This is a genomic window from Bacillus sp. FSL M8-0049 (genome assembly GCF_038593355.1).
In the GTDB taxonomy this organism is placed as follows: Bacteria; Bacillota; Bacilli; order Bacillales; family Bacillaceae; genus Bacillus; species Bacillus safensis.
The window spans coordinates 1,367,692-1,387,258 of record NZ_CP151986.1 but is presented as its reverse complement, the minus strand read 5'-3'; the positions used below and the strand labels follow the sequence as shown (position 1 = coordinate 1,387,258).

At 40.7% G+C, this 19,567-nt stretch carries 23 protein-coding genes; 8 read left to right on the top strand and 15 right to left on the bottom strand.

Translation table 11 applies throughout. The features are described from left to right. The first annotated feature begins 65 nt into the window (after positions 1-65). Positions 66-548 (top strand): hypothetical protein, encoded by a 483-nt coding sequence (locus NSU13_RS07120; protein ID WP_034281650.1) that lies wholly within the window; start codon positions 66-68, stop codon positions 546-548. Positions 549-563: 15 nt separating this feature from the next. Here NSU13_RS07120 and NSU13_RS07115 read toward each other — a convergent pair whose 3' ends face one another. Next, positions 564-1,886, bottom strand: a complete 1,323-nt coding sequence (locus NSU13_RS07115) for a PhoH family protein (protein ID WP_025092370.1) — start codon at positions 1,884-1,886, stop codon at positions 564-566. A gap of 140 nt (positions 1,887-2,026) precedes the next feature. On the opposite strand from NSU13_RS07115, the gene NSU13_RS07110 reads away from it, so the two are divergent. Next, on the top strand, positions 2,027-2,644 hold the full coding sequence (locus tag NSU13_RS07110; RefSeq protein WP_034281647.1) for a YhcN/YlaJ family sporulation lipoprotein: 618 nt from the start codon (positions 2,027-2,029) through the stop codon (positions 2,642-2,644). A gap of 99 nt (positions 2,645-2,743) precedes the next feature. Beyond that, positions 2,744-2,977 carry a YlaI family protein gene (locus NSU13_RS07105; protein WP_223250959.1) on the top strand — a complete coding sequence of 78 codons (234 nt, stop codon included), beginning with the start codon at positions 2,744-2,746 and terminating at the stop codon, positions 2,975-2,977. Between the two features lie 31 nt (positions 2,978-3,008). Here the strand turns inward: NSU13_RS07105 and NSU13_RS07100 are convergent, their stop codons facing one another. Continuing rightward, complete coding sequence (locus NSU13_RS07100; protein WP_003210819.1) at positions 3,009-3,332, bottom strand: YlaH-like family protein; 324 nt, start codon at positions 3,330-3,332, stop codon at positions 3,009-3,011. 54 nt (positions 3,333-3,386) lie between these two features. Continuing rightward, the gene (gene typA / locus NSU13_RS07095; protein WP_041084955.1) at positions 3,387-5,225 is read right to left on the bottom strand and encodes a translational GTPase TypA; all 1,839 of its coding nucleotides are present in this window, start codon (positions 5,223-5,225) and stop codon (positions 3,387-3,389) included. Positions 5,226-5,338: 113 nt separating this feature from the next. Here typA and NSU13_RS07090 point away from each other — a divergent pair, with 113 nt between their 5' ends. Beyond that, positions 5,339-5,518 (top strand): DUF5325 family protein, encoded by a 180-nt coding sequence (locus NSU13_RS07090; protein WP_034281645.1) that lies wholly within the window; start codon positions 5,339-5,341, stop codon positions 5,516-5,518. A 275-nt stretch (positions 5,519-5,793) separates the two neighbouring features. After that, the gene (locus tag NSU13_RS07085) at positions 5,794-6,429 is read left to right on the top strand and encodes a hypothetical protein (protein ID WP_034281643.1); all 636 of its coding nucleotides are present in this window, start codon (positions 5,794-5,796) and stop codon (positions 6,427-6,429) included. A 42-nt stretch (positions 6,430-6,471) separates the two neighbouring features. Here the strand turns inward: NSU13_RS07085 and NSU13_RS07080 are convergent, their stop codons facing one another. From NSU13_RS07080 to NSU13_RS07055, 6 genes are all read right to left on the bottom strand, one after another. Then, a complete protein-coding gene (locus NSU13_RS07080) occupies positions 6,472-6,768 on the bottom strand; it encodes a zf-HC2 domain-containing protein (RefSeq protein WP_061109793.1) in 297 nt (98 codons plus the stop codon). Then, positions 6,765-7,283, bottom strand: a complete 519-nt coding sequence (locus NSU13_RS07075) for a sigma-70 family RNA polymerase sigma factor (RefSeq protein ID WP_061109971.1) — start codon at positions 7,281-7,283, stop codon at positions 6,765-6,767. The genes NSU13_RS07080 and NSU13_RS07075 overlap by 4 nt, the downstream gene beginning before the upstream one ends. Further along, a complete protein-coding gene (locus tag NSU13_RS07070; RefSeq protein ID WP_070325785.1) occupies positions 7,283-7,546 on the bottom strand; it encodes a hypothetical protein in 264 nt (87 codons plus the stop codon). Before NSU13_RS07070 ends, NSU13_RS07075 begins: the two co-directional genes overlap by 1 nt. After that, positions 7,536-9,461: a hypothetical protein gene (locus tag NSU13_RS07065; protein ID WP_214755227.1), complete on the bottom strand. Its 1,926-nt coding sequence runs from the start codon at positions 9,459-9,461 to the stop codon at positions 7,536-7,538. Before NSU13_RS07065 ends, NSU13_RS07070 begins: the two co-directional genes overlap by 11 nt. 111 nt (positions 9,462-9,572) lie before the next feature. Further along, on the bottom strand, positions 9,573-10,379 hold the full coding sequence (locus tag NSU13_RS07060) for an inositol monophosphatase family protein (protein ID WP_305933636.1): 807 nt from the start codon (positions 10,377-10,379) through the stop codon (positions 9,573-9,575). 133 nt (positions 10,380-10,512) lie between these two features. Next, on the bottom strand, positions 10,513-10,701 hold the full coding sequence (locus tag NSU13_RS07055) for a hypothetical protein (protein ID WP_024424761.1): 189 nt from the start codon (positions 10,699-10,701) through the stop codon (positions 10,513-10,515). Positions 10,702-10,987: 286 nt separating this feature from the next. Between NSU13_RS07055 and NSU13_RS07050 the strand changes: the two genes are divergently transcribed. Then, a complete protein-coding gene (locus NSU13_RS07050; RefSeq protein WP_024426894.1) occupies positions 10,988-11,623 on the top strand; it encodes a DUF1054 domain-containing protein in 636 nt (211 codons plus the stop codon). A gap of 27 nt (positions 11,624-11,650) precedes the next feature. Here NSU13_RS07050 and NSU13_RS07045 read toward each other — a convergent pair whose 3' ends face one another. Further along, positions 11,651-11,920, bottom strand: a complete 270-nt coding sequence (locus NSU13_RS07045) for a UPF0223 family protein (RefSeq protein WP_034281639.1) — start codon at positions 11,918-11,920, stop codon at positions 11,651-11,653. A gap of 190 nt (positions 11,921-12,110) precedes the next feature. Between NSU13_RS07045 and NSU13_RS07040 the strand changes: the two genes are divergently transcribed. Then, positions 12,111-13,583, top strand: coding sequence for an aminotransferase class I/II-fold pyridoxal phosphate-dependent enzyme (locus NSU13_RS07040; RefSeq protein ID WP_342489961.1), 1,473 nt, complete (start codon positions 12,111-12,113; stop codon positions 13,581-13,583). A gap of 43 nt (positions 13,584-13,626) precedes the next feature. On the opposite strand, the gene NSU13_RS07035 is transcribed toward NSU13_RS07040, so the two are convergent. Beyond that, positions 13,627-13,746 carry a GapA-binding peptide SR1P gene (locus NSU13_RS07035; RefSeq protein ID WP_003212464.1) on the bottom strand — a complete coding sequence of 40 codons (120 nt, stop codon included), beginning with the start codon at positions 13,744-13,746 and terminating at the stop codon, positions 13,627-13,629. 315 nt (positions 13,747-14,061) lie between these two features. Here NSU13_RS07035 and NSU13_RS07030 point away from each other — a divergent pair, with 315 nt between their 5' ends. Continuing rightward, the gene (locus NSU13_RS07030; protein WP_227001729.1) at positions 14,062-14,442 is read left to right on the top strand and encodes a hypothetical protein; all 381 of its coding nucleotides are present in this window, start codon (positions 14,062-14,064) and stop codon (positions 14,440-14,442) included. Positions 14,443-14,568: 126 nt separating this feature from the next. Here NSU13_RS07030 and lpdA read toward each other — a convergent pair whose 3' ends face one another. The 4 genes from lpdA to pdhA all read right to left on the bottom strand — a co-directional run bounded on the left by lpdA (position 14,569) and on the right by pdhA (position 19,530). After that, positions 14,569-15,981 (bottom strand): dihydrolipoyl dehydrogenase, encoded by a 1,413-nt coding sequence (gene lpdA / locus NSU13_RS07025; protein WP_024426892.1) that lies wholly within the window; start codon positions 15,979-15,981, stop codon positions 14,569-14,571. 4 nt (positions 15,982-15,985) lie between these two features. Beyond that, positions 15,986-17,326, bottom strand: coding sequence for a dihydrolipoamide acetyltransferase family protein (locus tag NSU13_RS07020; RefSeq protein WP_024426891.1), 1,341 nt, complete (start codon positions 17,324-17,326; stop codon positions 15,986-15,988). Positions 17,327-17,433: 107 nt separating this feature from the next. Continuing rightward, positions 17,434-18,411: a pyruvate dehydrogenase complex E1 component subunit beta gene (pdhB, locus tag NSU13_RS07015; protein WP_012009824.1), complete on the bottom strand. Its 978-nt coding sequence runs from the start codon at positions 18,409-18,411 to the stop codon at positions 17,434-17,436. 3 nt (positions 18,412-18,414) lie between these two features. Next, complete coding sequence (gene pdhA, locus NSU13_RS07010; protein ID WP_024424754.1) at positions 18,415-19,530, bottom strand: pyruvate dehydrogenase (acetyl-transferring) E1 component subunit alpha; 1,116 nt, start codon at positions 19,528-19,530, stop codon at positions 18,415-18,417. Positions 19,531-19,567: the final 37 nt, after the last annotated feature.

Below are 19,567 nucleotides of genomic sequence, written 5' to 3'. Positions count from 1 at the left end.
TTTATGAAAGTGACAAAGCAGGAGAAAACTTCTATAATTTATGGTGGAAAGGGGTTGTCTTGAACATGAGTATCATTCAAATTAAGGGGAACGTAAAGTACAAGATCACCATTGATCCAAGTGTATGGATTTTTGATGACCGCAAATTTTTAATGGATTCATTTTTTGAAAACAGCGCAGCAAATGAAGAAAATCAGCTGGATCAGGAGCTTGACCAAGAGCGGGTGATCAGAGAAGGTCAAACACTTCCACCCACTTTAAAAACAGAGAAGAAGTACGAAAAGGAAAGACTCGTCACAGGCAGCTTCGGAATGAAGCTGGGTGATATGCTGAAAAATGCAGAACCGCTTGAACATGCAGACACATGCGAATTTGTCACAGAAACAGAGACAATTGCTGTTCCGCTTTCTCAGGCAATGGAAAGCATTGCACACTTCAGCCAAAATGGGAAGCCGATGACTGAAGAAGGACCAATCCACGTTTATTTCGCAGATCAGTCCAACCTCACTCAGCCGATAAAAGGTGTCAAAGAGCTCATCATTACATAAGACAGAGGGTCTGGACTACAGCAAATCAGCTGCAAGCTGTGCAAGTCCAGACCTTTCTCCTTTGACAAGCTTGACATGTCCAGATATTTGCTGTCCTTTGAACCGCTCAATGACATACGTAAGCCCATTATTTAAGCTGTCTAAATAAGGATGATCAATCTGCTCCGGGTCCCCCATCAGCACAATTTTACTTCCCTCTCCGACGCGCGTTAATAATGTTTTCACCTCGTGTTTCGTTAAATTCTGCGCCTCATCAATGATAATAAATTGATCAGGGATACTTCTTCCGCGGATATACGTTAAAGCTTCGACTTGAATAGAACCAATACCCGCCAAAATCGCATCAAGTTCACCAGGTTTTTTTGTATTAAATAAAAATTCCAGGTTGTCATAAATCGGCTGCATCCATGGTCTGAGTTTCTCTTCCTTTTCACCTGGCAAGTAGCCTAAATCCTTGCCGACAGGAACAATGGAACGGGCTACGATCAGTTTTTTAAACATGCCGAGATCCTCTGTCTGCATTAATCCGGCAGCAAGTGCAAGCAGTGTTTTACCAGTACCCGCTTTTCCGATCAATGTCACAAGCGGAATATCACGGCGCAATAGCAGCTCTAGGGCCATCGTCTGCTGAACATTTTTCGGACGGATTCCCCAAACATGCTCTTGATCATAAATGAGGCGTTTCACGTGCTCTGCCTTTTGATCAAGCATTCCTAAAGCAGAACCGCCTTCATTCCCCTTCATAATGACAAATTGATGAGGGTTTAATGGTGCACTTGTGACCTCTTTTATCGGCAATTGACTTTGCTTATAAAATGTATTCAATTGCTCGGTCGGAATATAGAGCTCATGATAGCCGTTATCAATGTCTTCGTTTTGCAGCACACGGTCACTTAAGAAGTCCTCTGCCTGAAGACCTATCGCATCTGCCTTTACCCTGACTAAGACATCCTTACTGACCAAAATGACAGGCCGGCCGTGAGGCTTTGTTTCTTCCTCTAAGCTCAAATTTTTCGCGACCGCTAAAATCCGATTATCGTTCGTTTTTTCAATAAAGATTTCTTGAAGCTCATGGAAAGAGCGATGATTCAGCTCGATGCGCAGCGTCCCTTTTGACTCTAGCGTAATTTTTTCATGCAGTTTCCCTTTCGATCTCAAACCGTCGATTAACCGTGAGACGCGCCGGGCGTTTTGCCCAACCTCGTCCATGTATCTCTTTTTCGAGTCTACTTCTTCTAACACAACGGCCGGAATGACGACTTCGTTGTCTTCAAATGAAAAGATTGAATTCGGATCCTGTAATAAGACATTTGTGTCTAATACATAAATTTTACTCAGGTCCTTCGCCTCCTGATCGGGGTTTCATTCATCCTTGTCTTTCCCAAAACGATTGTTAAAATATATGTTTTCATGAATAAAGTTAGAAGGTTAATTCAACAATAAAATAAATCATGCAGTTTGTGAAGGAGGGAATTTAGATGCGACTATTTTTAACATTATTCATGATTCAAACGATCATTCTGTTAGGCGCTTGCCAGCAGCAGGAAAAGCCAGAAGCGCTGGACAAGCAAGATGGACGCCAGCACTTAGTACGGGTGTCAGACTCATCCAAGAAAAAGACAAATCAAGCCCGCCCATCTACAGATGTTGCGCAGCATCTTGTCAATGTGACAGAGCATGTAGCAGATGTCAATGATGCAACGGCAATTGTCATCGGCCGCTATGCTGTTGTTGGTATTGATGTAAAAGATGATTTAGATAGAAGCAAAGTAGAAACCATTAAATATTCAGTTGCAAAAGCGCTGAGAAATGACCCTGAAGGTGCAAATGCTGTTGTGGTTGCTGATCCAGATACAGTCAGCCGTTTAAAAGAAATGGGCAAAGAAATCCAAGCAGGCCGTCCGGTAAGCGGTATTATGGACGAACTGGCTGCCATTGTCGGCCGCGTGATGCCAGAGATGCCGAGAAATGAGATCGAGCGTAACGAAAAAGACCCGACAAATGATCCGAATAATCAGCTCAAAGAACAGGATCAAAAGCAGTTAGAAAAAAATCAAAACGACCAATCAAACCATCATATGAATCAGAAGAAATAATGAGAACGGCTTATATCTCCTGTGATATAAGCCTTTTTCTACGCTGATTTTAAGTAGCTGGAAAACATGCTATAATAAATGCAATAAAGTGAGGTGAAAATGATGAGAGTGAAGTGCTCATTATGTGAAAAGCTTGAAACCATTGATGATGATACACTTGTTGCTAAACGGTTAAGAAACCGGCCAATTCATACATATATGTGCGATGACTGCCAAGAACGCATTAAAATAAAGACTGAAGCCCGCATCAAAACTGGCAGATTCTCTCTTTATCAGGATCCTGCGACGAAAGAGAAAAAGAAGAAAAAAGGAAAGAAAGAACAAAAGACATAAAAAAAGACCTGACACATGTTCAGGTCTTTTTTTACGTATTAACTGTTCCTTCTTTTTTCGCACGATGCAGCCGTATTTTATAAATAATCAAAATGGCAGCTGCCACAACCAGTCCTTCCGCTACTGGAAGGAAGATACCTAGAAATGTGAGAAACGTGCAGCCAAAAATCAAAAACAAATAAATCACGAGCGCTTTTAAAATCGGTAAACGTCTTGCAAAGCCGAGCTTAAAAACAATAATCGCTAAAACAAGGATGGTGCCATATAGGAGCCACATCCCTGTTTGCGGATTTTCATCGACACGAAACAGCATCGCGAAAAAGGATAGATTTTCACTTACTTCCTGATCATTCAAAAAGATTCCCTCCCCTTATCTTTCAGGGTTCTATCTTTTTAATTCTTCATGGAATTAAGATAATCCTGCTAGCTTTTTCTTCTTCGCTGCTTTCTCACGTTCGTTTTTGTCTAAAATTTTCTTTCTAAGACGAATTGATTCAGGTGTAACCTCACAGTATTCGTCTTCATTCAAGTACTCAAGAGATTCCTCAAGTGACATAATACGAGGTTTTTTCATGCTAACCGTTTGATCTTTCGTCGCTGAACGTACGTTTGTTTGTTGTTTCATACGGCTTACGTTTACAACAAGGTCATTCTCACGATTATGCTCCCCAACAATCATCCCTTGGTATACTTCAGTACCCGGCTCAACGAAGATCACACCGCGCTCTTCAACACCTTGGATTCCGTAAGCAGTCGCTTTACCTGTTTCCATTGAAACAAGTACACCTTGACGGCGTCCGCCAACTTGACCAGACTGCATTGGCTGGTAGCTGTCAAACGTATGGTTCAAAATACCAAAACCACGAGTTAATGAAAGAAATTCAGTTGTATAACCAATTAAACCACGTGATGGCACTGTAAAGATCAGGCGAACTTGACCGTTACCATTATTGATCATGTCAATCATTTCACCTTTTCTTGCACCCATTGATTCCATAACAGAGCCAGTATGCTCTTCTGGTACATCAATTTGAACGCGCTCTACAGGCTCACATCGAACACCATCAACTTCTTTTACAATAACTTCTGGCTTCGATACTTGTAATTCAAAACCTTCACGTCTCATATTCTCAATGAGAATGGATAAGTGAAGCTCTCCGCGTCCAGAAACAACCCAAGCATCAGGTGAATCAGTTGGATCCACACGAAGACTGACGTCTGTTTGAAGCTGCTGCTCTAAACGCTCTTCAATTTTACGTGATGTCACGTATTTTCCTTCACGGCCTGCAAATGGGCTGTTGTTTACAACAAACGTCATTTGAAGTGTCGGCTCATCAATACGAAGGATTGGAAGTGCTTCTTGGTGTTCTACCGGACAAACCGTTTCACCTACGTTGATGTCTTCCATTCCAGATACAGCGACAAGATCTCCCGCTTTCGCTTCGTTGATTTCCACTCGTTTTAACCCTTGGAAACCAAAGATCTTTGTTACTCGGAATTGTTTCACAGTGCCGTCGACTTTCATCAAGGCTACCTGCTGTCCTACTTGCATTGTTCCTCTGAATACACGGCCAATTCCAATTCTGCCAACATAATCATTGTAATCAAGTAGTGCCACTTGGAATTGAAGCGGCTCTTCATGGTTATCAACTGGGCAAGGAATATGGTTCACAATGGCTTCAAACAAAGATTCCATGTTTTCATCTTGCTTGCTCGCATCGTTACTTGCTGTACCATTGATTGCTGATGCATAGACAACTGGGAATTCAAGCTGTTCTTCTGTTGCATCCAATTCAATGAACAAGTCGATCACTTCATCAACTACTTCAGCCGGACGAGCAAAGTCGCGGTCAATTTTATTGACGACAACGATTGGTGTTAAGTTTTGCTCAAGTGCTTTTTTCAGCACAAAGCGTGTTTGAGGCATACAGCCTTCATAAGCATCCACAACGAGGAGTACACCATCTACCATTTTCATGATACGCTCAACTTCACCACCGAAATCGGCGTGTCCTGGTGTATCTAAAATATTAATGCGTGTATCTTTATAATGGATCGCAGTATTTTTAGCTAAAATCGTAATACCGCGCTCTCGCTCTAAATCATTTGAATCCATGGCTCTCTCAGCGATATTTTCATTCGCACGGAAAGTACCAGCTTGATGGAGCAATTGGTCAACAAGCGTCGTTTTACCATGGTCAACGTGGGCAATAATTGCGATGTTGCGAAGGTCTTTTCGAAGTTTCACATTTTCATCTCCTAAAATAATTAGATAACTTTCATATTATATCACAATCCCCTTTAAATGCCGATCGTTTTTCTGTAAACTTATATTAACTCTAAAAAAAGGGATGGAGACAAATGAAACAAATCAAATGGCTTCTATTATTATGTGCATTACTTGCAGTTGTCAGTATGGCGTTTATTGGGGTATCTCTTGCAGAAAAAAACATACTGGGTATATGTTTTAGTATCGTGTTCGCCATGATTTTCATGGGTACAGGATTTACATTAAAAAGAAAATTAAACGTGCAATCATAAAATTAGTTAAAAGCCTTTTACATTCTATATGTAGAAGGCTTTTTATTTTGAGTAAAAACAAGACAAATCACCTATGAAAGCTCCATTCATCAGACGGAACGTATCTTGAAGAATTGACAAAAGTAAGCAATCTGCACCCCTATATTTTTCGACAAGAACTTTTATAGTTCTCCAAAATCAAACAGAAAGTTACATTTTTCCTATTCTTCCACAAAGTTTCTCATGGTATGCTTTTCTTGCAACAAAATTTAACAGAAAAGGGAGAGAAAAGAAGCATGAAGAAGTTTTTGAGCAAATCGCTCAGCTCTGTTGTATTTTTCGCTTTAGCTATCATTCTTACTTTCACAACAGTAGCTCCTGGGCAAGCAAGCGCTGCAACTTTCAAAGGAATTCCTTTTGAACAGCAGCAAATCATTAAAGAATTATTGGAGAAAAACGAGCGTGTCATCAACATTCTCATCAATTCATTTGTTGAGGAAGACAACAGCTACACATTTGATGTGAAAAAAGCTGTTGAGCTCGGACTAACTGAAGAAGAAGCGGCGACTGCTGAGAAATTCTTAGATCGCGCAGCTGTTCTTACAATCGTTTTCAGTGAAAGCATCACTAAAAACGAAAAAGGGAAATTGGTTTTTGATGCAGCAAAAGCTGTTGAACTTGGTCTTACAAAAGAAGAAGCGGCTAAATTTGAAAAGCTTTTCAAATCAGTGATCAGAATTGCTGATCTTGCTGGTGATGCCCTTGTTCTAGACAAAAAAGGAAACGTTGTGATTGATTCAAAAATCGCAAAAGGTCTTGGATTCAGCTCTACTGAATTACTTGTTTTCAACCAAATGCTTAAGAAAATTCCTCAAGAGCAATTGAAAACGTTCTATGATGCAGTTCAAATTGCGAAAGAAAAATTAAGCTAATCTCAGAAAAACCCCCACCTGGTTCATCCAGATGGGGGTTTTTTATTTCAGCCAATAAAGAATGATCATCATGACGTACCCTATACCAAACGCGATACTTGCTCGATAAAGCAGCTTACCATAGTAGCGCTTTTCAAATTTTCTTTTTTCTTCCTTTTCATCTATATATGGCACGAGATCAGGAGCCTGTATAAGAGTTATTGGCTCTTTCATTTCGTGATAAAGGTGACGGCAGCTTTCGCAGGATTGTATGTGCTCTGCAACAATTTTATTTGTTTCTGCACTTGTGTCTCCCTCTATATAAAGTGGTAACAATTCTTCAATCAAATAACAGCTCATTTATTGAACTCCTCACAATGTAGCATTCGCTTCAGCTCTAACCTCGCTCGATGAAGGGTTGTTTTGACTTTAGATAAAGTCCAATTCAAAATTTCAGCTACTTCTTCATATGATAATTCTTGAATATCTCTTAAAATGAGGACATCCCGATATGAATCCTTCAGCTGATGAATATGATGCCACAGCCTTTCTATGTCGGCTTGTGTTTCGATGTAATCTTCTGGTGTTGTGAACGACTGCTGCTCTAAGAAATCCATTTCTTCTACGTTCGTAAAAGTCCATTTTATTTTTCGGCGATAGTCATTCACAAATGTGTGATACGCAATGGTATAAAGCCATGTTTTCATACTAGAATGTCCCTTAAAGGAGGACAACCCATGCAGTGCCTTCATAAATACGTCTTGCGCAAGGTCCTTGGCCGTTTCCATATTTCCCGTCCGGCGATATAAATATTTGGTGATTTCCTGAAAATATTCTTCATAGATTTTTTCAATTTGGTCGGCTGGTCTGGACATCAAAAATAAAACCACACAGTCATCCAAATCGATAAAACGATAAAAAAGAAGTATAACGAGTAAATAAACCCTTTCATGCGTTTTAACTCGTCATAGTCATTATGGCTTTCCATCGGCGCTGAAGACTGCTTTCTTCCCGCGGCCGTATGCTGAAATTGCTGTTCGTGTGCCTTCATCCAGCTGGCTGCCTCGGCTCCTAGATCCCCTTCTTGATACAGTTCATATAAGTCTTGAAAGATGGCTTGTTTTTCTTTATCTGTCAAAACGATGCACCTCTTTTGTTCGCCCATTCACTTCATAGATTTTATGCTCATTTGATCCGAAGGTTTGTATAATGACAAGCCATGAAATGTCGATGTTCCCTTCTTTGTCGATCATCCTCACAGGTTTTATTTGTTTTTTATAGATCGTATATGGTTTATACCTTTTAAGTACTTGCTGATAGACCCCCTCCCGATCTTGATTAGATACTGCGTGCGGGATTGAAGAATCTGCTTGTACTCTCAACTCAATTCCATCATCCCCTTTAAACAGATTGACGACATGAGAGGAGCGTTTAAATATATATTGTTTACTTTCACTAGTGCCTGTTACTTTTCTTACGTCTTTTGGCTTTTTCCCTATGATTTTTAACAAATCTTCATCGCTGACGTTCTCTTTTTTCTGTTGAAGAAACGCTTTTGACAACTTGAAGCTGATGAGTTCTTTTGATGAGCCATTAAACAGAAACTCCGATTGATCTTTTGTTGTGACCCTCACTTCATGCTGCCAATCATAATAAAAATCATCAATGCCTGTGATTTGATATACTGGCGGCTTTAGATTTAAATTTTGATAAATACTGTTGACCCTGTTTTTTATCTCAGTTTCTGTTAAACGGAAGCCGTCTATATCCTTTAATTGAAAGATGGCGTTTTCGTATTGCGCTTGTCGAAGGGTCCCTTTTTTCCAAGTGGCAAACGCAAAGCTGTCACGTTCATTCTGAGACATTTTTGGCAGAAGAAGAACATTCGTCTCTCCGTCCTCTTTTTTTACAGCTAATTGAATGCGCTGTAGATCGATTGACCGCCCGCTTCTTTCGAAAAATTCAATGGTTTTTTTCTTATATTCTTTATCGGTCAGTTCCTTCCCCTCTACACGACCTCGATAAGAATATCCGCTTAAATCGCCTGTAAACGCAGAAATATTCACTTCATACTGATCATCTGCAAACACGTAATGATAAGGGATAGGCTGATGACTAGCATTTAAATAAAGCGATTGATCCTCTGGTACAAATTTTGAAGCGAATGCTTTTGCACTTACTGCTGATAAAGGGCGATATTCTTCTGAAAAAGTATCTACCAGTTCCGTTTTGGTGAATTGGAGCATGGTATGAGGAATATTGACAATCGGGTTGAGTAATAGCAGAAAAAAGACAGCTATACAACCAGCGCCCCACTGCCTTAATCTCACCTTGTCCCGTAGTAAAGCAGATAACAAATCAATCGTCATAAAGCTTCCTGCCGCTGCTACTAAAATGACAATCGATTTAAATGTAGATTGAAGCTCATACTTCGAAATAGAAGGATAAAATATATAAAGCAAGGCTGCGAAAATCAAGATATAAAACAAAAGCAATTCCTTCCACTTCCAATGCCAAAACAAGCGAAAGAAAAGGTGGAGCAGCAAAGCGGCAAAGCAAGCCATAGCCAAAATGGTGATCATATCTCTCCATACTAACCCCGTATCACTGCTAAGAAAGAACTTTTTGCTTTCAGCAAACACAATAAACACTGTTTGACATAAAGGCAGAAGTAATACAGATAAATCAAAAGCAAAGAACATACCTTTATTTTTTAAATAAGGAAGAGTAATGACATAGTACAGTGATGCAAGCAAGACGTACCCATAAATGAGAAATTGCATGAAATCTGTCAGCACTTCAAATGTTTCGATCGTATACTGTCTAGACAGGACTTGGTGGATCATTTCAACTGTCATCCCGCCTAATAGCACTACTCTTAATACGATACCAGCATAGAATACATAACTACTCCTCTTTTCTTTCCATATGGGGAGTGTCACGAAAAGGACAAATAGTCCAAGTACACACCATTGAATGATGTGGATACTGTACTCATTTAAAATAAAATACCTTTCAAAATGGAGCGATAAATCACTAAACAAATCAAACATTGATACACAATCCTTTACATGAAATTAAGGCCTCATTCGTATAGACATCCGCCTTACCAAAAAGTTTCAGGAAAAACAAAAAATCACTTCATTCTCATGAAGTGATGTCGTTTATTTTTTATTTCCGCTTCCTTTTATGTAATCATGCAAGATTTTTTCACAAATGGATCGATTTCCAGCCACTATGCTGTTTTTGTCTAGGAACGTAAGACGTTCTCCGTGAATATTTGAGTAAACGGCCCCTACTTCATCAAGCAGCACGCAGCCCGCTGCATAATCCCACGGTGCAAGCCTTAAGGTGACATATGCGTCACTTCTGCCGCTTGCAATATAAGCAAGCTCAAGGGCAGCTGATCCAATCGTTCGTGTCCCTCTCACGTCACGCACTAGACGGGCAAATGGTTTGGCGTCAAAATAAGGACTTTCAATCGCCCATGTCGGATTAATACCCACAATGGCTTTTTCAATCTCCACATCTTTTAATGGAGGGAGCAGGATATCGTTCATATAGGCTCCTTCTCCTTTAATGGCATGGTAGAGCTCGTCATGAATGACGTCATAAATAAGACCGATTTTCCCCACACCATTTTCAAATATCCCGATTGAAATGGCAAAGTTGCGCTTTTGATGGACAAAGTTCATTGTGCCATCAATCGGATCAATAATCCACACAATTCCATCGAGTGAGGTGACCTCTTCCCCTTGTCCCTCTTCTCCTAAAATGTGATGATCTGAAAATGCCGACTGTATTTTTTCAATAAAAAAACGTTCTGTTTCTTTATCGATATTCGTGACTAGATCATTTGGATTTGATTTTGTTTCAATTGATAGACCTTCCTGCATGGACGCTTTAATACGGCTCCCTGCTTCTTTTACCCAGAGCTTTGCAAGACGGTCAATTTCCACCCAGTTTGTCATCAGATTGTAAACCTCTTTTCTATGTAGGACCTATTTGTAATAGCATACTGATATTATGTACGTAAAAGCAAGAAAAAAGCAGCTTCATACAAAAACGAACCGATGAATTGGTTCGTTTTTACCTCACCCTGTTTTACCCTTGAAGCTGCTCCCATTCTTTTCTTAGGCGCTCAAGCTTTCGTTTGCTGCGTTCGATTTGTATGTCATCTTTTTGTTCGATGGCTTCATGAAGCGTAGAAAGCTCATAATCAACCTCTAATCTCCACACAGCGATGCGATTTTTCTTCTCCTGTCTATACCCCTGCTTCACGATTTGCTTCATTGGTCAACGCCCCTTCCAGAGAATGATTCATTCCTTGTCAGTTTTCATTGATAAAAATTCAATCGATAAGAGAAATGGTTCTTGCTTATATCGTATGAAGCGATCGCATAACCGCAACGACATTCTGAAAATTGTGTCTTTACCTATTAATGATGTACCACATAATGAAAGGTTTTAAACGCTGCACCACGCCCTTTACAATCTTTTATCTGACGGTGCATCTTTTTTTGAGCTTGACCCAAGCTATGATAAAATATGATCAGCGAAAAGATACAGGAGGCATAACATGAGTGAAATGCGTTTTAGAGATGAAGATTTTGAAACATTCACAGTTGATGGTTTAGATGAACGAATGACTGTATTAAAAGAAAGAGTCCGTCCAAAGCTTGAGGCACTTGGCGAACATTTTGCACCACTTCTTTCTTCTATTACAGGAGACGAGATGTTTGTACACGTCGCAAAGCATGCTAGAAGATCTGTCAACCCGCCAAATGATACATGGGTTGCTTTTGCAAACAGTAAGCGCGGATATAAAAAGCTCCCTCATTTTCAAATTGGGCTTTGGAAAACACATGTCTTTGTCTGGTTTGCGCTCATTTATGAATCTCCAGTGAAAGGTGAGTACGGCCAGCTATTTGAAAAAGAGCTAGACACCATCCAGCAGAAAATACCGCAAGATTTTGTTTGGTCTAAAGATCATATGAAACCAGATGTCATGCGGCACAGCGAACTAGATTCCGAACAGCTGAAAACGCTTTTTGAACGTGTTCAAACAGTCAAGAAAGCCGAGCTTCTATGCGGCATCCAGCTGCCTAGAGAGGAAGTCGTTCAAATGAATAATGAAGAATTCCTATCGAAAATCGAAAATGCCTTCCGCACGCTGACGTATCTATACCGCTTCACACAGAAAGAATCTGTATAAAAAAACGAGCCCTTATAGGCTCGTTTTTTACATGCGTATAACGGCTGTCTCTTCTGCCTCTCTTGCGGTTTTCACTGCACGATAAGGGGAATACCCGCTTCCCTTTTCAAAAGCCGCACAATGCGTTTTTTCCTCTGCTTTTGATGGCACAACCTCTTTAAACCGTTTATAAGCATCTAATAACTCCTGCTTCGCAATTCCTTTTTCATAGGCTTTTTCAACAGCCTGAAAAAATGAAATGACCGCAATTTTTTCCTCTGTCGTCCAGTCGACATCCATTGGATATTGATATTCCATTTACTTGTCCCTCACTTTAACACTCATTTCTCATTTGAACTTTTATTATAGCATCTGTTTGATCAGAAACCGATTGATTTTATGCTTTACATTCCGATCAGTTCATAATATAATTCTTTTGTTTTATGCAATGAAATCTGCTGTAATTGGCACAATAATAGCAGGTATTTCGATGAAGGTGGGAAAGCAATTGTCACAACATGATACACCCTTATATACTGGACTAAAAAAACACGCAGCAACGAATCCAGTCCAATTTCACATTCCAGGCCATAAAAAAGGAGCCGGAATGGATCCTGAATTTAGAGCATTCATTGGCGACAATGCATTAAGCATTGACCTCATTAATATAGAACCTCTCGATGATTTACATTCACCTCGAGGGATGATAAAAGAAGCACAGGAGCTTGCTGCTGAAGCCTTCGGTGCTGATCATACGTTTTTCTCCATTCAAGGAACAAGCGGGGCCATCATGACAATGGTGATGACAGTATGCGGACCTGGAGATAAAATTATCGTTCCGCGTAATGTCCATAAATCAATTATGTCCGCGATTGTATTTTCTGGCGCAGTTCCTGTTTTTATTCACCCAGAAATAGACAAAGAACTTGGCATCTCTCACGGGATTACACCTGAATCAGCCAAAAAGGCGCTCACTGAGCATCCAGATGCGAAAGGTTTGCTTGTCATTAATCCAACGTATTTTGGTATTTCAGCAGACTTAAAATCAATCGTAGACATTGCCCATTCATTTGATGTGCCTGTCCTTGTCGATGAAGCACACGGTGTGCATATACATTTTCATGATGAGCTTCCCCTCTCTGCCATGCAGGCAGGTGCCGACATGGCAGCAACAAGTGTCCATAAACTTGGCGGCTCTCTTACGCAGAGCTCTATTTTAAATATGAAAGAAGGGCTTGTTTCAAAAGACCGCGTGCAATCGATTTTGAGTATGCTGACGACAACGTCCACTTCTTATTTGCTCTTAGCGTCTCTTGATGTCGCTCGAAAACGATTAGCCACTGAAGGTAAGGCACTAGCTGATGAAGCCATTCGTTTGGCTGAATCAGCGAGAGACCGTTTGAATCAAATTGACGGCATTACCTGCATTGGCAAGGAAGTACTCGGTTCAGCTTCCACTTACGATTATGACCCAACGAAATTAATTATCTCTATTAAAGACCTTGGGTTAAACGGACATGATGTCGAAAAGTGGCTGAGAGAAAGCTACCGAATTGAAGTAGAGCTCTCTGACCTGTACAACATTTTATGTATCGTCACCCCTGGCGATTCAGATGAGACAATTGATACGCTCGTGGCGGCGATGCAGGAAATTGCCGCAGACTCTACTCGTGAGGGCGGCAAACAAGCGGTAACGGAAGTGCTGCTGCCTGAGATCCCATCGCTTGCTATGACGCCGCGTGACGCCTTTTACGCTACAACGGAAGTCGTTCCGTTTAAGGAAGCAGTCGGCCGCATTATCGCAGAGTTTGTGATGGTGTATCCGCCAGGTATTCCGATTTTTATACCAGGTGAAATTATCACAGAAGAAAATATATCGTATATCTTTAAAAATATTGAAATTGGTCTCCCTGTCCAAGGACCTGAAGATTCAACGCTTGAAATGATCCGTGTGATTAAGGAACAAAAACCAATTTTATAAAAAAGAAACATGCAGCCCCAAATGGAGCTGCATGCTTTTTTATTTATTCAGAGGCTTCATCACAGCAATGACAGTGACCGCACGTTCCGTATAGCGTTGTCACTTTTTCATTTTCAAACTGATCAATGGTTTCATTGCAATCTTGACAAATAATTGTACCCACGTACATTCCCCTTTTCTTCATTCATAGTTTGAAAGCGTTTGATCTATTTCTTATTTCTATAATATGATGTCACATTTGAGTTGTCAACGGTTAATTGTATGACACATTTAATCATTTTTTATAAATATGTGCTTTTTCTCATCATATTGAGGGAACGTTTCAATTGTATTTTGCTTCATATCAATTCTGTAACAATTGAGTAACAATCGAAAATTGTCAAAAGGGACATGATACACTAGAGTGACTAACAGGGAACAAGCTCCTAAAAATGTTGGGACAACCCCAAATGATTTTGAGGTGAATAGATTGAATTTTATGAGGACACTTCTCATTATATTCCCCATGCTCTTTGTACTTAGTTCATGCTCATTTGCGTATATCATACCGAATCAGACCGACCAAGTCCGTCATATTCAAAAACCGAGAATTCTCTTTTTTACTGATGCAGAAAACCTTGATAAAGAAAGCCCATATTATGATGCAGTCCTCGAATTAAAAAATGAATACCCTAAGGAAATGTCAAAAATGATTGTGAAAGAAGATCGTAAAGGCTGGAAAAATGAAGTGGACGAATTACCGGCTATTTTACTTGTCAATGATGAAAAAGTGATCGTGAAGGTGGAAGGAAATGTCCGCAGTAAACAGGAGATCTTATCGCCTTTATGTCATGCTTTAGACCGCGTCAATACAAACTAATGATATTTACCTTACACTTATATATATCCATATGAAAAAACCCCTCATCTCATGAGGGGTTTTTCATATGGTGTTCAGGGCACCAAAAAAACCCTCTCCATCAAGGAGAGGGCTTCATAGGTTTCATTATTTTACGATGTGGATTGGGCTTCCGATTGCTACTTCAGCCGTTTCCATTGTAATTTCACCTAATGTTGGGTGAGCGTGAATTGTCATAGCGATATCTTCAGCAGTCACTCCAGCTTCGATTGCAAGGCTAAGCTCTGAAATCATATCAGAAGCACCAACACCTGCGATTTGAGCACCGATCACTAGACCATCCTCTTTACGAGTGATCATTTTCATGAAGCCATCAGTTGCATCAAGAGAAAGTGCACGTCCGTTCGCTGCGAATGGGAATTTCGCCGCAACGATTTCGATACCTTCTGCTTTTGCTTCTGCTTCAGTGTATCCAACAGTTGCAAGTTCTGGCTCAGAGAATACAACAGCAGGAATACCAAGGTAATCAATTTCAGCTGGCTCTCCAGCGATTGCTTCAGCTGCAATTTTACCTTCGTAAGAAGCTTTGTGAGCAAGTGGTGGTCCATCAACGATGTCACCAATTGCATAGATGTTAGATACGCTTGTACGGCATTGTTTGTCTGTTTTGACAACTCCGCGGTCAGTCAATTCAACACCAACTTGCTCAAGACCAAGCTCATCAGTGTTTGGACGACGACCAACAGTCACAAGTACGTAATCAGCATCAACTGTTTTTTCTTCGCCTTTTACTTCGAACGTAACAGTGACACCATCAGATTTTTCTTCAACGCCTTTTGCAAGAGCGTTTGTATGGATTTCAACGTTTCCTTTCTTCTTCAGGTTACGTTTAACCAATGAGCTCATTTGCTTCTCGAAACCTGGAAGGATTTCGTCTCCACCTTCAAGGATCACAACTTCTGTTCCAAAGTTTGCATAAGCAGTACCAAGCTCAGTACCGATGTATCCACCACCGATGACAACTAACTTTTTAGGTACTTCTTTAAGCGCTAAAGCACCAGTTGAGTTGATCACGCGGTCTGTGTATTTAAAAGTAGGCAATTCAATTGGACGAGATCCAGTTGCAAGAATTGCATTTTTGAACGTATAAGTCTGTGCTGAATTATCATCCATTACACGTACAGAGTTGCTGTCTACGAAATAAGCTTCACCTTTGACGATGTCTACTTTATTTCCTTTAAGAAGACCTTGAACTCCACCTGTTAACTTATTAACAACAGAAGCTTTCCACTCTTGAACTTTTGTGAAATCAACTGTTACGTTTTCAGCTTTGATACCCATGTCTTCAGAATGCTTAGCATTTTCGAAACGATGGCCAGCATTGATTAATGCTTTTGAAGGGATACAGCCAACGTTTAGACATACACCGCCAAGTGTTCCTTTTTCAACGATTGTTACTTTTTGTCCAAGCTGTGCAGCACGAATAGCAGCTACATATCCACCAGGACCTGCACCGATGACAAGAGTATCTGTTTCGATTGGGAAATCTCCTACTACCATGACATTACGCCTCCATTAAAATTAATTGTGGATCATTCAATAAACGCTTGATGTGGTTAAGGGCATTTTGCGCAGTAGCTCCGTCAATCATACGGTGGTCAAAGCTTAGGGAAAGAGCTAAGACTGGAGCTGCAACGATTTCGCCATCACGAACAACCGCTTTTTCAGCGATACGTCCAATACCAAGGATCGCTACTTCTGGGTGGTTGATGACTGGAGTAAACCATTGTCCACCAGCAGAACCGATGTTTGTGATTGTGCAAGATGCACCTTTCATTTCAGCTGGAGCCAATTTACCATCACGTGCTTTTGTTGCAAGCTCATTGATTTCGTTAGAAACTTCGAAAATCGCTTTGCGATCTGCATTTTTCACAACTGGAACTAGCAAGCCTTTTTCAGTGTCAGCTGCAATTCCGATGTTGTAGTAATGCTTTTGAACAACTTCATCCGTTTTATCATCGATAGAAGTGTTAAGTACTGGGTACTTTTTCAAAGCAGAAGTTAGAGCTTTTACAACGTAAGGCAAGTAAGTTAACTTGATTCCTTGATCAGCTGCAACTTGTTTGAATTGTTTACGATGTGCAACAAGGTTTGTTACATCAACTTCATCCATTAATGTTACGTGAGGAGCTGTATGCTTAGAGTTCACCATTGCTTTTGCGATTGCTTTGCGGATTCCGCTCATTTTCTCGCGAGTTTCTGGGAATTCTCCTTCAAGAACTGGAGCTGCTGCCGCTTTAGGAGCTGCTTCTTCTTTCGCACTTTCAGCTGCTTGAGGTGCTGCTTCTTGAGCTGCAGAACCACCATTAACGAAGCTGTCGATATCTTCTTTTAACACACGGCCGTTTTTACCAGAACCTGCAACTTTGTAAATTTCAACGCCTTTTTCACGAGCATATTTACGTACAGATGGCATAGCGATAACGCGTTTGTTTGGATCAGCATCTACTTGCTCTTGTGCGCCTGCACCAGTTGCTGCTGCCGCTTCTTCTTGTGCTACTTCTTTCTTCTCTGGCTCGTTACCAGCTTCAGCAGTACCTTGTACTTGAGCTTCAGTTTTTGCTTCGCCTTCTTCTTCGCTGCCTTTAAATTGAAGATTTTCGTAACCAGGTGCATCAAACGTAATGATTGTTTGTCCTACAGTTGCAACTGTTCCCTCTTCAACTTTTAATTCTAATACTTTTCCTTTAACAGGTGAAGGAATTTCTACAACTGCTTTATCATTTTGTACCTCTGCTAAAACGTCATCTTCATTGATTTCGTCGTTTGGTTTAACAAACCACTTAACGATCTCACCTTCGTGGATACCTTCTCCGATGTCCGGAAGTTTAAATTCAAATGCCACTGTTTTTCGCCTCCTAGATTTTGTTGAACCCTTGTTGTGTATATTTACACGGTCATGTAATTGATAAAGGGGAAGAGAAATAAATTCTTTTCCCCTCTGTCATTTAATTAAAATTCAAGAACTTTCTTCGCTGTTTCAAGTACATCTTTATGGTTTGGAAGCCATACGCTCTCAGCTTGAGAGAAAGCAAATACAGTATCAGGTGCAGCTACACGAAGTACTGGTGCTTCCAAGCTAAGGATCGCTCTGTCATTGATTTCAGCTACTACGTTTGCAGCAATACCAGCTTGTTTTTGTGCTTCTTGAACAACGATCGCACGGCCTGTTTTTTCAACAGAAGCGATGATTGTTTCAATATCAAGCGGGCTTACTGTACGAAGGTCGATAACCTCAGCAGAAACGCCTTCTTTTTCTAGCTCTTCAGCAGCTTTTAGTGATTCGTGAACCATTGCACCGTAAGTGATGATTGAAAGGTCAGAACCTTCACGTTTCACGTCAGCTTTACCGATTTCAATTGTGTACTCTTCTTCAGGAACTTCCTGACGGAAAGAACGATAAAGTTTCATATGCTCAAGGAACACTACAGGATCGTTGTCACGAATTGCAGAAATTAAAAGTCCTTTTGCATCGTAAGGTGTTGAAGGAATAACAACCTTGATACCAGGCTGTTGTGCGATAAGTCCTTCTAAGCTGTCAGCGTGAAGCTCAGGTGTGTGAACTCCCCCGCCGAATGGAGAACGGATTGTCACTGGGGAATGCCAGCGTCCGCCAGAACGGTAACGCATACGAGCCATTTGTCCAGAAACAGAATCTAATACTTCGTAAACGAATCCGAAGAATTGAATTTCCATTACCGGGCGGAATTCTTGTAGTCCAAGGCCAATAGCAAGACCGCCAATACCAGATTCAGCAAGTGGAGTATCGAATACACGATCCTCACCAAACTCTTTTTGCAATCCTTCAGTCGCACGGAATACGCCGCCGTTTTTACCAACGTCTTCTCCGAAAACGAGAACGTTTTCGTCATTTTTCAGTTCTGTGCGTAACGCATCAGTGATCGCTTGAATCATTGTCATTTGCGCCATGGCTTACTTCGACTCCTTCTGTTTGTAAATTTCAAGCTGTTCAACTAAGTTGAATGGTTTTACATCGTACATGTTTTCAATCAAGTCAGTGACTTTTTGCTTAGGCTGTTCGTCAGCTTCTTTGATCGCTTGTTTGATTTGTTCCTTTGCATCTTCGATCACTTTATTCTCTTCTTCTTCAGACCATAGGCCTTTGTTTTCCAAGAATTTGCGGTAGCGTACCAATGGATCTTTTTGCTCCCACTCGTTTTCATCTTCTTTTGTACGATATCTTGTTGGATCGTCACCAGCCATTGTATGTGGGCCGTAACGGAATGTAAGAGTTTCGATTAATGTTGGACCTTCACCATTTACAGCGCGCTCACGAGCTTCAGCAGTTGCTGCATAAACAGCTAATGCATCCATACCGTCAACTTGTACGCCTACGATACCAGCTGCAGCTGCTTTTTGTGCAATTGTTTGTGCAGCAGACTGCTTTTCAACAGGTGTAGAGATCGCATATCTGTTGTTTTGGACAACAAAAATCGCTGGCGCTTTGTAAGCCCCTGCAAAGTTAATACCTTCGTAGAAATCACCTTGTGAAGCTCCACCGTCACCAGTGTAAGTGATTGCAACAGCTTTTTTACCGCGCTTTTTCAAACCAAGAGCTACACCAGCAGCTTGAATGATTTGAGCACCGATAATGATTTGCGGTGAAAGTGCATTCACATCTTCAGGCATTTGGTTACCAACAAAGTGTCCGCGAGAGAACAAGAATGCTTTTGTTAGCGGAAGACCATGCCAGATTAATTGTGGTACATCACGATATCCTGGAAGAATGAAATCTTCTTTCTCAAGTGCAAAGTGAGTTGCAAGCTGAGAAGCCTCTTGTCCAGCTGTTGGCGCATAGAAGCCAAGACGTCCTTGACGGTTCAATGAAATTGAACGTTGATCTAATACTCGTGTAAACACCATACGGCGCATTAATTCTTTTAATTGGTCATCTGAAAGATCCGGCATTGCCGCTTCGTTTACGACTTCGCCTTTTTCGTTTAAAATTTGAAACGTTTCAAACTGCTTTTTGATGGCATCAAATTGCTTTTTGCTATCAACAATTGCTTTTTTTGTTTTTGCAGCCATTCTAAAGTCACCTCTTCCTTTCTTTTAACAGTCCATT

Coding starts and splice junctions, on each gene's coding strand:
- NSU13_RS07050 (WP_024426894.1), top strand. CDS start 10,988: ATGAGTGAAATGCGTTTTAGAGATGAAGATTTTGAAACATTCACAGTT.
- pdhB (WP_012009824.1), bottom strand. CDS start 18,411: ATGGCGCAAATGACAATGATTCAAGCGATCACTGATGCGTTACGCACA.
- NSU13_RS07045 (WP_034281639.1), bottom strand. CDS start 11,920: ATGGAATATCAATATCCAATGGATGTCGACTGGACGACAGAGGAAAAA.
- NSU13_RS07110 (WP_034281647.1), top strand. CDS start 2,027: ATGCGACTATTTTTAACATTATTCATGATTCAAACGATCATTCTGTTA.
- NSU13_RS07105 (WP_223250959.1), top strand. CDS start 2,744: ATGATGAGAGTGAAGTGCTCATTATGTGAAAAGCTTGAAACCATTGAT.
- lpdA (WP_024426892.1), bottom strand. CDS start 15,981: ATGGTAGTAGGAGATTTCCCAATCGAAACAGATACTCTTGTCATCGGT.
- NSU13_RS07060 (WP_305933636.1), bottom strand. CDS start 10,379: ATGACAAACTGGGTGGAAATTGACCGTCTTGCAAAGCTCTGGGTAAAA.
- NSU13_RS07120 (WP_034281650.1), top strand. CDS start 66: ATGAGTATCATTCAAATTAAGGGGAACGTAAAGTACAAGATCACCATT.
- pdhA (WP_024424754.1), bottom strand. CDS start 19,530: ATGGCTGCAAAAACAAAAAAAGCAATTGTTGATAGCAAAAAGCAATTT.
- NSU13_RS07075 (WP_061109971.1), bottom strand. CDS start 7,283: ATGTCCAGACCAGCCGACCAAATTGAAAAAATCTATGAAGAATATTTT.
- NSU13_RS07065 (WP_214755227.1), bottom strand. CDS start 9,461: ATGTTTGATTTGTTTAGTGATTTATCGCTCCATTTTGAAAGGTATTTT.
- NSU13_RS07055 (WP_024424761.1), bottom strand. CDS start 10,701: ATGAAGCAAATCGTGAAGCAGGGGTATAGACAGGAGAAGAAAAATCGC.
- NSU13_RS07080 (WP_061109793.1), bottom strand. CDS start 6,768: ATGAGCTGTTATTTGATTGAAGAATTGTTACCACTTTATATAGAGGGA.
- NSU13_RS07085 (WP_034281643.1), top strand. CDS start 5,794: ATGAAGAAGTTTTTGAGCAAATCGCTCAGCTCTGTTGTATTTTTCGCT.
- NSU13_RS07090 (WP_034281645.1), top strand. CDS start 5,339: ATGAAACAAATCAAATGGCTTCTATTATTATGTGCATTACTTGCAGTT.
- NSU13_RS07030 (WP_227001729.1), top strand. CDS start 14,062: ATGAGGACACTTCTCATTATATTCCCCATGCTCTTTGTACTTAGTTCA.